Source organism: Streptomyces sp. NPDC107522, from assembly GCF_055657525.1.
This window is the reverse complement of sequence record NZ_JBVKAU010000010.1, coordinates 177,699-190,716: the sequence shown is the minus strand read 5'-3', so window position 1 is coordinate 190,716 and position 13,018 is coordinate 177,699. Positions and strand designations below refer to the sequence as shown.

Here is a 13,018-nt window from a genome sequence, read left to right as displayed (position 1 = left end):
CGATGCGTGGGAGAAGTGCTGCGGGGGTGGCCTGGACGTTGCCGGCGCTGCTCGCCGTGCTGTTGACGGGGTGCCAGAGTGCGTCGGGGGCGGCGGAGGAGAACGGGCGGCTCGGGGAGAGCGCGAGCCGCGGTGAGGAGCAGGTGGCGCCGGCCCGGCCCTCGGGCTACGGCGCGGTGTTCCTCGGCGTCGACGAGTGCAGTTCGTTCGGTACGACGAGCTTCACCGAGGTGTCCTGCACCGGTGAGCGGGCGGCGGCGCGGGTCGTGGCGCGGCACGACGGCACGGTGGGCGACGGGCCGCTGTGTCCCGGGACCACGGACTTCGTCCTGCACATCAGCGAACAGAGCCAGGTGTCCGACGAGGACGGCGACGGCGCGATCCCCCAGGGCTACGCCTGCATGCGCAACCTCGCCGCACCCCACCCCGGCGATCCCGGCGGCGGAGGCGGTCCGCGCACCATCGTCGGCGACTGCGTCTACAGCTCCGGCGACGGCCAGGTCCGCGAGACGTCGTGCGACGGCGAGGGCGGGCGCAAGCCGCAGTACAAGGTGACGAAGGCCGTCGACAGGCGAGCCGAGTGCCCGCTGTCGACGGCCCTGTACGTCCAACTGGGCGGCGAGAAGCCGGTGGGCTGCGCCCGGCCGGTGTGACAGCGCACAACGGCCGGGCGCGGCCCTGGAGTTACGGCCGCAGCGTGGGCTCGCGCTCCACGTCACGCACGTCCAGCTTCGCGTCGTACTTCGCAAGCGGCTTCGCCCGGGACACGGCGGTGGCCGGGACGCCCGCCCAGTCCAGGATGCGGGCCGTGGCGAGGGCCTTCTCGTCGTCGACGAGGCCGGCCACGCGGGCGCCGTGGTTGGCGCCGGGGGCGGTGAAGACGTACGAGTCCTGCGCGCCCTTGCCGAGGCGGAACGGCTCGGCGCCCCACGGGTCGTTCTGACCGTAGACGTAGAGCATGTGGCGGGCGTTGTGCTTCACCCAGCTGTCCACGTCGCGCATGGCCCACGGCTGGAACTTCGTCGGGATGTCGCGCGGGACGAAGTTGCGCGGGGGCTGGTAGCCGTAGCGGATGTACTTCTTCTCGATGTGCGGGAAGCGGATCGTCGGCGCGCCGAGCTGGGTGGCCGCCTGGTAGTAGTACGGCGTGTACGGCTCCAGGCCCTGGTCCGTGTAGTTGGCGAAGCCGGAGACCGTCTCGATCGACGTCCAGATCTGGTCGTCCGTCGCGTTCTTCGCGTCCGGCGGGATCAGCGTGTCGTCACCGCAGTTCTCCAGCAGGTTGTACTGCCAGAAGCCCCAGACGTAGTCGAGGACGACCGCCTCGTACGCCTTGTCCAGGCTGCCGACGGTGCGGAAGGTGTAGTTGTTCTCGGCGGCGTAGGCCTCGTACTTCTTCTCCAGCGGCTCCCGGCGCACCAGCGCCTCCCGCTGCACGGCGTTCAGCCGGTCGCGGCACTCCTTGGTGCCGACGCCCGCGAAGAAGCGGTCGTAGGCCGAGTCCTCGTGGTTGACGACGTCGTTGGGGGCGACGTAGGCGACGACGCCGTCCATGTCCTTCGGGTAGAAGCGCTCGTAGTAGGTGGCGGTCATGCCGCCCTTCGAGCCGCCCGTGGAGATCCAGTTCTGGGAGTAGATCTTCTTCAGCGCCTTGTATATGCGGTGCTGGTCGCTGGCCGCCTGCCAGATGTCCAGCTTGGTCCAGTCGGCCGGGTCGGGCCGGGACGGGGTGAAGAAGCGGTACTCCATGGATATCTGGTTGCCGTCCACGATCTGGGTCGGCTCGCGGCGGCTCGGTGTCGTGGAGACGCTGTACCCGCTGGTGTAGAAGACCGTCGGCCGGCTGACGTCCTTGTGCAGCACGGTGATCCGCTGCTGGAACGTGCCCTTGGACGGGCTGCGGTGGTCGACCGGCTGGGTGTAGTTGAGGACGAAGAAGCGGTAGCCGGTGTAGGGCTTCTCCTCGATCAGGCTCATCCCCGGTATGGAGAGCAGCTCTTCCTTGATGTCGGTGGTGGCTGCCTCCGGCCCGGCGGCGGTGGCCGCTCCTGCCGTGCCCGCCGTTCCCGCCGTGCCCAACGTGCCGATCAGCACGGTGAGCGCCAGCAGCCATCTGAGCGCTTTGCGCATGCACCCTCCCCTGTGAGTCAGATGTGCCTGCGGAAGCTATCGGAGCAACTCCCTGACGCACCAGGGGAGATAAAGAATTGCGTCAGCAGAGAATCCAGCCCTTGCTCACCGAACCCCGCCCCACCTTGCCCTTCACCCACACGCAGCGCTGCCCGGCGTGCACCGTCACGGGCCCCGCCTGGTAGCTGTAGTACCACTCGTCGACAACGGGGTTGGCGCGGCGTGCCTGCACGCTGACCATCATCCACTGCCGCCGGCCGGGGTCCTTGGACTTCGTGATGGCGCAGACGTAGCCGCCCCGCTTGTAGACGTACAGGGTGCCGGTGGAGAACGGGTACGTCTTGACCTTGCGCCCTTCGCAGCGCGTGGGGGCGGCGGCCTGCGCCTGCCCCGGGGCCGCGACCGCGAGCACCCCGGACGCGGTCAGCAAGGCCAGCCCGACCGCCAGCCGTCGGCGTATCGCACCTCTGTCCACAGTGATGTCCTCCCCGTACACCGGCAATGAGCGTACTGGTGTACGGACGCACGACGTATGCCGAATGGTTGCACGGCCGTCAGGAGGACACCTTCGCGGGACCTGCGGCGGACACTTTCGCGGGACCTACCGGGGACGCTTTCGCGGACCTACCGGGCCGCGCCGACCGGCTCCTCCGGCTCGGACTGCCCGAGAAAGGTCCGCCACAGCTCCGCATACCGCCCACCCAGCGCCAGCAACTCCTCGTGCGTGCCGTCCTCGGCGACCCGGCCGTGATCCATGACGACCACGCGGTCCGCCCGTGCGGCCGTCGTCAGCCGGTGGGCCACGACGAGTGTCGTACGGCGGCCCGCCAGGCGGTCCGTCGCCTGGTTGACCTGGGCCTCCGTGGCCAGGTCCAGCGCGGCCGTCGCCTCGTCGAGGAGCAGGATGTCGGGGTCGACCAGCTCGGCGCGGGCCAGGGCGATCAGCTGGCGCTGCCCGGCGGAGAGGTTGCGGCCGCGCTCGGCGACCTCGTGGAGGTAGCCGCCGTCGAGGGTGGCGATCATCTCGTGGGCGCCGACCGCGCGGGCCGCGGCCTCGACCTCGGCGTCCGTGGCGTCCGGGCGTCCGTAGGCGATGGCGTCGCGGACGGTGCCCTGGAAGAGGTACGCCTCCTGCGGGACGACGCCGAGCCGGTGGCGGTACGACGTGATGTCGAGGGCGCGCAGGTCCGTGCCGTCGACCGTGACGCGGCCGCCGGTCGGGTCGTAGAACCGCGCCACGAGCTTGACCAGGGTCGACTTGCCGGCGCCGGTCTCGCCGACGAACGCGACCGTCTGCCCGGCGGGGACACGCAGGTCGATCCCGCCCAGCGCCTCCTCGGTTCCGTCGGCGGAGCCGTACGCGAAGCGCACGTCCTCGAAGGCGATCTCGCCCCGCAGCGACAGCACCTCCAGCGGCTCCTCGGCCGCCTTCGTCGACGTCGGCTCCTGGAGCAGCTCCTGGATGCGGCCGAGGGAGACCGTGGCCTGCTGGTAGCCGTCGAAGACCTGGGAGAGCTGCTGGACCGGGGCGAAGAACAGGTCGATGTAGAGCAGGTACGCCACCAGCGCGCCGGTCGTCAGCGTCGCGTCGTCGATCCGCATCCCGCCCACGATCAGCACCGCCGCCGCGGCCACCGACGACAGGAACTGCACGAAGGGGAAGTAGACGGAGATCAGCCACTGTCCCCGGATGCGGGCCCTGCGGTAGCTGTCGCTGCGCTCGGCGAACCGCGCGCCGCCGTCCCGCTCGCGCCGGAAGGCCTGCACGATCCGCAGCCCGGACACCGACTCCTGGAGGTCGGCGTTCACCGACGACACACGCTCACGGGCGAGTTCGTACGCCTTCACACTCGCCCGGCGGAAGAAGTACGTCGCGATGATCAGCGGCGGCAGGGTCGTGAAGACGACGAGCGCGAGCTGGATGTCGAGCACCAGCAGGGCGACCATGATGCCGAAGAAGGTGACGACCGAGACGAAGGCGGTGACCAGGCCCGTCTGTAGAAATGACGACAAAGCGTCGACGTCGGTTGTCATCCGCGTCATGATCCGGCCGGTCAGCTCGCGCTCGTAGTAGTCGAGTCCGAGCCGCTGGAGCTGGGCGAAGATCTTCAGGCGCAGGGAGTACAGGACGCGTTCGCCGGTACGCCCGGTCATCCGCGTCTCGCCGACCTGCGCCGCCCACTGGACGGTGACGGTGAGCAGGGCGAGCAGCGAGGCCGCCCAGATGGCGCCGAGGGCCATCTGGGTGACACCCGAGTCGATGCCGTGCCGGATCAGGACGGGCAGCAGCAGGCCCATGCCGGCGTCCACGGCGACCAGGCCGAGGCTGATCAGCAGGGGGAGCCCGAAGCCGCGCAGCAGCCGCCTCAGGCCGTACGACTCCTCCGGCAGGACCGCGCGGGCCTCGTCGATGTCGGGGGTGTCGGCCGCCGGGGGCAGGGCCTCGACCTGGGCGAGGAGTTCCGGGGTGGCCGGGGACTCGGAGAGCGCCAGGTCCTTGCGCTCGCGGTCGCCCGTCCACAGCCTCGGCGTCACCCCGCGCTCGGCGTCGAACTCGGCGTCCAGTTCGTCGCGTACGGAGGTGTCCTCGTGGGGGCAGGCCGGCTGGGCGTGGCCGGGTGAGACACCGCCGAGTTCGTCGGGGTCGGTGAGGAGGCGGCGGTAGAGGGCGGAGCGTTCCTGGAGCTCCTCGTGGGTGCCGATGTCGGCGAGGCGGCCGGCGTCGAGGACGGCGATGCGGTCGGCGAGGTTGAGGGTGGAGCGCCGGTGGGCGATCAGCAGCGTCGTCCGGCCCTCCATGACGTGCTTCAGCGCCTCGTGGATCTCGTGCTCCACGCGGGCGTCCACCGCCGACGTCGCGTCGTCGAGGACGAGAAGACGGGGGTCGGTGAGGATCGCGCGGGCGAGCGCGACGCGCTGGCGCTGGCCGCCGGAGAGGGTGAGGCCGTGCTCGCCGACCTTGGTGTCGTAGCCGTCGGGGAGCTCGGCGATGAAACGGTCCGCCTGGGCGGCGCGGGCGGCTGTGCGGATCTCCTCCTCGGTCGCCTCGGGGCGGCCGTACGCGATGTTGTTGCGGACGGTGTCCGAGAAGAGGAAGGAGTCCTCGGGCACCAGCCCGATCGCGGCCCGCAGCGAGTCGAAGGTCAGCTCGCGGACGTCGTGGCCGCCGACGAGGACGGCGCCGCGCGTGACGTCGTAGAAGCGCGGGAGGAGTAGGGAGACGGTGGACTTGCCGGAGCCGGAGGAGCCGACGACGGCGAGGGTCTCGCCGGGCCGGATCTCGAAGCTCAGCCCGTCCAGGACCGGCCGGCCTCCCTCGTACCCGAAGGACACGTCGTCGAACTCGACCGTCGCCGGCGCGTCGGCGGGGAGGGTCTTGGTGCCCTCCTTGATGGACGGCTCGGTGTCGATCAGTTCGAGCACGCGCTCGGTGCCCGCCCGGGCCTGCTGCCCGACGGTGAGCACCATGGCGAGCATCCGGACCGGGCCGACGAGCTGGGCGAGATACGTGGAGAAGGCGACGAACGTACCGAGCGTGATGTGCCCGCGGACCGCCAGCCAGCCGCCGAGGGCGAGCATGGCGACCTGCCCGAGCGCCGGGACGGCCTGCAGGGCCGGGGTGTACTTGGAGTTGAACCGGATGGTGCGCAGCCGCCCGGCGAAGAGCCGCCGGCTGACGTCCCTGAGCTTCCCGGTCTCCTGCTCCTCCTGCCCGAACCCCTTCACCACGCGTACGCCGCTGACGGCCCCGTCGACCACGCCCGCGACGGCGGCGGCCTGGGCCTGGGCGTACCAGGTGGCCGGGTGCAGCTTGGTCCGGCTGCGCTTGGCGATCCACCACAGGGCGGGCGCCACGGCGAGGGCGACCAGGGTGAGCGGTATGGACAGCCAGGCCATCACGGCCAGGGAGATCAGGAAGAGCGCGAAGTTGCCGATGGTCATCGGCAGCATGAAGAGCAGGCCCTGGATCAGCTGGAGGTCGCTGGTGGCCCGCCCCACGACCTGTCCGGTGGACAGCTCGTCCTGCCGCCGCCCGTCGAGCCGGGTGATCGTCCCGAACATCTCGGTCCGCAGGTCGTGCTGGACGTCGAGGGCGAGGCGGCCGCCGTAGTAGCGGCGTATGTAGGTGAGGACGTAGACGGCGAGCGCGGCGGCTATGAGCAGGCCCGCCCAGACGGCCATGCTGCGGCTGTGGCCGCCGATCACGTCGTCGATGATCACCTTGGTGATCAGCGGGACGACCGCCATGACGGCCATGCCGACGAGCGAGGAGCCGAGGGCGAGGATCACGTCCTTGGGGTAGCGCCAGGCGTATCCCCACAGTCGCCGTGCCCAGCCCTGTTGCGGTCTCACGCCGGTGCCCTCCGTTTTTCGTCCTGATCTACCGGAAGGCACCAACGCGGACAGAGGCGGATTTCATCCCGCTGTAACGATCGGCGACCGATCAGATACGGACACGCAGGGCGTAGAACCGTGTGGTCTGTACGGCGTTCTGGTTGTCGTCGCTGACCAGCAGCACCTTCAGGCGGTCGCCCGCACGTCCGGTGACCGCCATGCCCTCGATGTTGTCGAGCAGCGGGTTCGGCTGGGGCTGCTTGGCCGTGGCGCCCAGGGACGGGCACGCGGCGATGTCCGCGAGGAGCGTCTTCTTGATCAGACGTACGTCGTCCTGACCCGCCAGGTTCTCGATGCCGCTGGTGTCGGTCGCGCGGCGCGGGTCGGCCAGGTAGAGGCGGACCGTGTTGCCGACGCCGGCGGTGAAGCCGCGCTCCAGGACGAGGAGGCGGCCGTCGGGGGTCGCCTGGACCTCCGGGACGCCGAGCCCGGTGTCGGCGCGGTAGGCGTACTGGCGGCCGAGCTCGAAGGAGCCGCCCGCGGTCCGGGTCCGCTGCCAGGTCTGGAAGCGGACGATGCCCGCGCTGTCACCGTTCAGCGCGTACTCCATCGACGCGAGCAGGGTGCGGCCGCCGGGGAGCAGGGTCAGCCCCTCGAAGGTGCCGTTGGAGACGGCGCGGCCGGCCGGGGCGACGCGGAGGGCGTCCGGGACGGGGAGCCGGTCGAGGATCCTGCCGTCGCGGGAGTAGCGGCGTACGGACGGCTCGGTCTCGGACGAGATCAGCCGGGTGCCGTCCCGGTCGACGACGAGGCCCTCGGAGTCGAGGGCGGCGCCGTTCTCGTCGGCGAGCGGGACGACGGCCTGCGGCGCGAGCGTGCTGCCGTTCAGACCGAAGAGGGCGGAACGGTCGGAGACCGCCGCGAGGGAGCCGTCGCGATCCACGGCGAGCGCGGAGAAGTTGCCGACGAAGGTGCCCTCGTACGTCGTCTTGTCGAGCGCGTCGGAGAAGCGGTCGATGGAGACGGAGGGCGAACAGACGTTGTTCTGCCCGGCGTTGGCGGGTCCGGCGGCGGACAGGCAGGTGGCCGCCGTCAGGGAGGCGGTGACGGTCGCGAGTACGGTTCTCAGGCGCATGGGCGTCACCGTAGGACGGCACGGTGACGGACGGGAGGCCGCAGCGTGAAACGTCAGCTCGCCGCCAGGTCCCGGTGGATGACCTTGGCGACGCCCTGAATGGTCGTGATGCCATAGTTCATGGTGCTGTTGCCATGGGTGAGCACCGTGACCATGTAGTCATGGCCGCCGCCCTTGAACGCGCCGACGCTGTGCACCCGCCAGCCGTTGGTGGAGCGCTGCAGCCAGCCGTTCTTGACGGCCACGGACACACCGGACGGCACTCCGTACGGGGTGCCCCAGCGCTGCGAGGAGATGACCTGGCCCATCAGCTTCAGGATGTACGCGCGGGAGTTGTCGCTGAGGACCGTGTTCCTGGCGGTTATGAGCTTGAGCAGCTTCTGCTCGTCGGTGACGGTGATCTGGGTCAGACCCCAGTAGCCGTTCGCGCCGGGCTTGGTCTGGGTCATGCCGGCTGCGGCGAGGAAGCCCTTGATCTTCGTCATGCCGAGCTGCTTCCAGAGCGTGCTGGTCGCGGCGTTGTCCGACTTGGTGATCATGGCCTTGGCGAGGGACACCTCGCGGTCGGTGAGGTACCGGTTGTGCTTCTTCGCGTCCCACAGCAGCGTGGCCAGCACGGTGACCTTCACGACGCTGGCGGAGTCGAAGGCGCTGGAGGGGCGTAGAGCGCAGGTGGTGTTCGTGGCACGGTCGTAGAGACCGACCGCGATCGTGCCCTTGCGATTGGCGAGCGCGGCGGTGATGTCCCGCTTCAGCTTGTCGGCGAGGCCGGCCTTGGCGGACGTACAACTGACGGTGGGTGTGGTGGCCGCGACGGCGGGGGTGGCGGCGGCGACGGACGCCATGACGACCACAGCGCCCATACCTGCTGCAGCAACCGCTCTCGCGCGTCTCGAAACGCCTGTCGACTTCTCGCTCGTTGTCCCCTGAGTCATGTCCTGTTGACAACGACAGGGCATGGAAGGTTGTACGCATGATGACCGCTGACGGCGTATTTTCCGTCCTGCCCTTGCTCCGAAAGGCGCAGGCCGACGTCTGGACGGGTGGCGGTCGGGGGATCGACGCCCTGATCGGCGAGCAGACGCGCCCGCGGCGGAGCCGGTGCGGGATGCAGCACCGCGGCCTGGACCTGATGCGCCGTCAGAGTCAGGAGGCCGAGGTTATGCAGCGGCGCAGGCGTCGCTCGAGCCTTCACGTCCGTTCCTCTGTCCGCTGTCCTGCTTCGCGGGTCCGGGACCGCCGCGTACTTCTGATCAGCCCTTGTCGTACTCGTCATGGCGACGCAGCCAGTGCATCTGCTCGCCCTCCTCGTGGCGGCCCAGCGGCGCACGGTCGAGGAGGCCGTAGTAGGCCATGGCGGGTTCCAGGCCGCGCGCGGTGGTGACGTACGTGCGGTGGACGGTGCCGTCCGAGAGGGCGTAGGCACTCAGTCCCGGTCCCTCGGTGACGTAACTCGCCACGTCCGTGCCGCACGCCTGCGCCATCTGCCGCACGGTCGCCGGGTAGCCGCTCTCCAGGAACGGCTTCAGCTCCTCGGCGGTGTAGACGAACCCGAGGTCGCGGTGGAAGTCGCTGCCGCCGCTGGAGACCCAGCCGAAGCTCCAGCCCATCCGCCGCCGGTAGCCGAGGAGCTTGTCGAGCGGCGCGCGTGAGGAGCAGACCAGCGTCACGTCACGGGCCTTGAGGTGGACCACCTGGGGGTCGAGCGTGTCCGCGATCGAGGAGCAGACCGGGCAGCCCGCCTCGTACGGCGGGCCGAACATGAAGTGGTAGACGAGCAGTTGCGAACGCCCGTCGAAGAGGTCCGCGAGGGACTTGGGTCCGTCCTCGGTGTCGAAGCCGTAGTCCTTCTCGACCGGCACCCAGGGAAGCTCTCTCCGCTTGCGGGCGAGCTCGTCGCCGCGCCGGGTGAGCTCCTTCTCCTGCGCGAGCAGCTCGGCTCGGGCCGCGTCGAACTCTTCCTGTGTGCCGACCCTGTGCTCGGGCATCGCCTTTCCCTCCTGCAGGGGAGGCCATACGTCCACCGTACGCGCGCGGCGGGGAATTCTCTTTGCGGACTCCTTTGCGTTCTCCTTTGCCTTTTCACAGCCAGGAGCCAGGTATGGCACAGCGCGCACCCACCCCCGATTTGCACGATGCGGCCGTGACCTCTGCGACCTCTGCCACCGATACGCACCCCCGCACGACAGTGCCCCCGGAGCCGCCACCCCAGGAAACGGCGCCCCGCTGGTCGCTCCCCGCCCTGATCGCGATCCTGATCCTGGCGGCGGTGCTGTACTCGTGGAACCTCTCCGGCTCCAGCTTGAACAGCTTCTACAGCGCGGCCGTGCTCAGCGGCACCGAGAGCTGGAAGGCGTGGTTCTTCGGCTCCCTGGACGCGGGCAACTTCCTCACCGTCGACAAGCCGCCGTTCGCGCTGATGGTGATGGGCCTGTCGTGCCGGATCTTCGGCTACGGCACCTGGCAGATGATGCTGCCGATGATCCTGGTGGCCCTCGCGACGATCTGGATCCTGCACGCCTCGGTGAAGCGGGTGTGGGGCCACGGCGCGGCGGCGGTCGCCGCGCTGGTCCTGGCACTGACCCCGATCACGGTCGCCATCAACCGCGACAACAACCCCGACACGCTGCTGGTCTTCCTGATGGTGGCCGGGGCCGCCCTGGCCCTGCGGGCCGTCCACAACGGCAAGCTGGCCCCGCTGGTCGGCTCGGCGGTCTGCTTCGGTCTGGCCTTCAACACGAAGATGCTCCAGGGCTACATCGCGCTGCCCGCCGTCTTCGCGGTCTACCTGTACGCGGCGAAGCCGAAGCTCGTGAAGCGGATCGTGAACCTGCTGATCGCGGGCGTGGCGCTCGCCGTCTCCAGCTTCTGGTGGGCAGCGGCGGTGTCCCTGGTGCCGGCCGACGAGCGCCCCTACATCGGCGGCTCCACGGACGGCACGGCCTGGGACCTGATCACGGGCTACAACGGCCTCGGCCGGGTCCTCGGCGGCGAGGGCAACGGCGGGGGCGGCGGGGGCGGAGGCGGCGGCTTCTCCGGGACCGCCGGGATCGGCCGCCTGTTCAACGACATCCTCGGCGGCCAGATCTCCTGGCTGATCCCCTTCGCGGCCATCGCATGCATCGCCGGTCTGGTGCTGTGCGGCCGGGCCCCGCGCACGGACGCGACCCGCGCCACGCTGCTGATGTGGGGCGGCTGGACCGCCCTGCACTACCTGACCTTCGCGATGGCCGAGGGCACGATGCACCCGTACTACACGACCGCCCTCGCCCCGGGCATCGCAGCGCTGTGCGGGGGCGGCGGCGCGATGCTGCTGCGCGCGTTCCGCGCCGACCGGCGGTGGGCGTGGGTGCTCCCGGCGGGCCTCGCGGTCACGGCGGTCTGGGCCGTCGTCCTGCTCCGCCGGGCCTCCGGCTGGAACACGTGGCTGTGGCCGGCGATCGCGGTGGTCATGGCGCTGGCGATCGTGGGACTGCTGGTCTTCCGCTCCGCGTCCGGGGGCCGCGTGCGGCTGCTGGCGGCCTCGCTGGTGGCGGCGATCGTCGCGGCGGTGGCGGGTCCGGCGGCGTACGCCTGGTCGGTGCCGTCCGGGTCGGGCGGCGGAGGCGGCATGGGCGGCGGTACGAACCCGACGGCCGGCCCCTCCACGGGCGGCGGCTTCGGCGGCGGCCCCGGCGGCGGCCGGGGCGGCTCCCCGGGCGGCGGGAACGGCGGCCCCGGCGGCATGCAGCAGGACGGCCAGAACAACCAGGCCGGCGGACGGACCGGCGGACAGGCCAACGGCCAGGCCGGGGGCGGCTTCCCCGGCGGGCAGCAGGGGCAGGGCGGTGAACTGCCGGGCGGCCAGATGACGCCGGGTGGCGAAAGCACCGGTCAGCTGCCGGATGGCCAGAACAACGGCCAGTCGGGCCCGAGTGGTCAAGTCCCCGGCGGCAACGCGGAGATGGGCGACGTCCCCGGCGGCGGAGGCATGGGCGGCGGCATGGGCGGTGCGAGCAGCGAGCTCATCGCCTACCTGAAGAAGCACCAGGACGGCGCCAAGTGGCTCCTGGCGGTGCCGAACTCGCAGAGTGCCGCGCAGCTCATCCTCAGCAGCGGCGAGCCCGTGATCTCCATGTGGGGCTGGACCGGCAGCGACAAGGCGATGACCCTCGCCAAGCTGAAGGAGCTGGTGAAGAAGGGCGGGCTGCACTACATCCAGGTCGGCGGCGGCATGGGCGGCGGTCCCGGCGGCGGTTCCGACCTCAGCTCCGAGGTGACGGAGTGGGTGCAGGAGCACGGGACGGCGGTGAAGGAGAGCGACTACAGCTCGACCTCGTCCGACTCGAACTCGTCCACCTCGAACTCGTCCACCTCGACGATCTACCGCCTGGACCCGTCGGACGTCACCTGACACCCGACCACTCCGCCGGCCAACGGCCCCCGACCTCCCGTCGGGGGCCGCCCCCATGTCCCGCCACCGGCGTCAACTCGCGTAGACAAGCCCCGATTTGCCGTTTCACGTCACCCAAAAGACACGCAACAACCCTCGACACCACCGCATGTCCATGCCACTCTCCCCTCTGCCGCCTCCATTCAACCCGCGTAGATGGGACACCCCACATGCTGGCGACACGCATACGCAGCTGGAAGTCAGTGGCCCTGACGACCGCCGCCGTCCTGGTCGGCCTCACCGCCCCCGCGGTGACCGCGACCCCGGCCGCCGCCACCACGACCGCGTACGACTCGACGTACTACAAGAACGCGATCGGCAAGTCCGGCACCAGCCTCAAGTCGTCGCTGCACACAATCATCAGCAGCCAGACGAAGCTGTCGTACTCGGCGCTCTGGGAGGCGCTGAAGGTCACCGACCAGGACCCGAACAACAGCAACAACGTGAAGCTGCTGTACTCGGGCATCTCCCGCAGCAAGTCCCTCAACGGCGGTGACGTCGGTGACTGGAACCGTGAGCACGTGTGGGCCCAGTCGCACGGCGACTTCGGCACCTCCGCCGGCCCCGGCACGGACCTTCACCACATCCGCCCCGAGGACGTGCAGGTCAACGCGATCCGCGGCAACAAGGACTTCGACTGGGGCGGCAGCAGCTTCACCAACTCGGGCGGCAGCCTCACCGACTCCAACTCCTTCGAGCCCCGCAGCGCCGTCAAGGGCGACGTGGCCCGCATGATCCTCTACATGGCCGTCCGCTACGAGGGTGACGACGCCTTCGCCGACCTGGAACCCAACGACTCGGTCACCAACGGCAGTTCCCCGTACCACGGGCGCCTCTCCGTCCTGAAGCAGTGGAACGAGCAGGACCCGCCGGACGCCTTCGAGGAGCGCCGCAACCAGGTCATCTACGACACCTACCAGCACAACCGCAACCCGTTCATCGACCACCCGGAGTGGGTCGAGGCGATCTGGTAGACGACCGGCCCG

At 70.2% G+C, this 13,018-nt stretch carries 9 protein-coding genes and 1 pseudogene; 4 read left to right on the top strand and 6 right to left on the bottom strand.

What is annotated here, in order from left to right; all coding sequences use genetic code 11:
* The first annotated feature begins 2 nt into the window (after window positions 1–2).
* Window positions 3–653: a hypothetical protein gene (locus ACZ7L6_RS29125; protein ID WP_471928921.1), complete on the top strand. Its 651-nt coding sequence runs from the start codon at window positions 3–5 to the stop codon at window positions 651–653.
* Between the two features lie 31 nt (window positions 654–684).
* Here the strand turns inward: ACZ7L6_RS29125 and ACZ7L6_RS29120 are convergent, their stop codons facing one another.
* From ACZ7L6_RS29120 to ACZ7L6_RS29100, 5 genes are all read right to left on the bottom strand, one after another.
* Window positions 685–2,130, bottom strand: a complete 1,446-nt coding sequence (locus ACZ7L6_RS29120) for a S28 family serine protease (RefSeq protein WP_471928919.1) — start codon at window positions 2,128–2,130, stop codon at window positions 685–687.
* An 82-nt stretch (window positions 2,131–2,212) separates the two neighbouring features.
* Entirely contained in the window at window positions 2,213–2,605 is a 393-nt protein-coding gene (locus ACZ7L6_RS29115) for a hypothetical protein (RefSeq protein ID WP_471928917.1), read from the bottom strand.
* Between the two features lie 149 nt (window positions 2,606–2,754).
* A complete protein-coding gene (locus tag ACZ7L6_RS29110) occupies window positions 2,755–6,483 on the bottom strand; it encodes an ABC transporter ATP-binding protein (protein ID WP_471928915.1) in 3,729 nt (1,242 codons plus the stop codon).
* A 91-nt stretch (window positions 6,484–6,574) separates the two neighbouring features.
* Window positions 6,575–7,600, bottom strand: coding sequence for an esterase-like activity of phytase family protein (locus ACZ7L6_RS29105; RefSeq protein WP_471928913.1), 1,026 nt, complete (start codon window positions 7,598–7,600; stop codon window positions 6,575–6,577).
* 53 nt (window positions 7,601–7,653) lie between these two features.
* Complete coding sequence (locus tag ACZ7L6_RS29100; RefSeq protein WP_471928911.1) at window positions 7,654–8,463, bottom strand: serine hydrolase; 810 nt, start codon at window positions 8,461–8,463, stop codon at window positions 7,654–7,656.
* 110 nt (window positions 8,464–8,573) lie between these two features.
* On the opposite strand from ACZ7L6_RS29100, the pseudogene ACZ7L6_RS29095 reads away from it, so the two are divergent.
* A pseudogene (locus ACZ7L6_RS29095) lies at window positions 8,574–8,768 on the top strand (nucleotidyltransferase domain-containing protein); the annotation flags it as partial.
* An 85-nt stretch (window positions 8,769–8,853) separates the two neighbouring features.
* Here the strand turns inward: ACZ7L6_RS29095 and ACZ7L6_RS29090 are convergent.
* Window positions 8,854–9,588, bottom strand: coding sequence for a DUF899 domain-containing protein (locus ACZ7L6_RS29090; RefSeq protein WP_471928909.1), 735 nt, complete (start codon window positions 9,586–9,588; stop codon window positions 8,854–8,856).
* A gap of 113 nt (window positions 9,589–9,701) precedes the next feature.
* Between ACZ7L6_RS29090 and ACZ7L6_RS29085 the strand changes: the two genes are divergently transcribed.
* Window positions 9,702–11,993 carry an ArnT family glycosyltransferase gene (locus ACZ7L6_RS29085; RefSeq protein ID WP_471928907.1) on the top strand — a complete coding sequence of 764 codons (2,292 nt, stop codon included), beginning with the start codon at window positions 9,702–9,704 and terminating at the stop codon, window positions 11,991–11,993.
* A 209-nt stretch (window positions 11,994–12,202) separates the two neighbouring features.
* Window positions 12,203–13,006, top strand: a complete 804-nt coding sequence (locus tag ACZ7L6_RS29080; protein WP_471928905.1) for an endonuclease I family protein — start codon at window positions 12,203–12,205, stop codon at window positions 13,004–13,006.
* Window positions 13,007–13,018 lie beyond the last annotated feature (12 nt).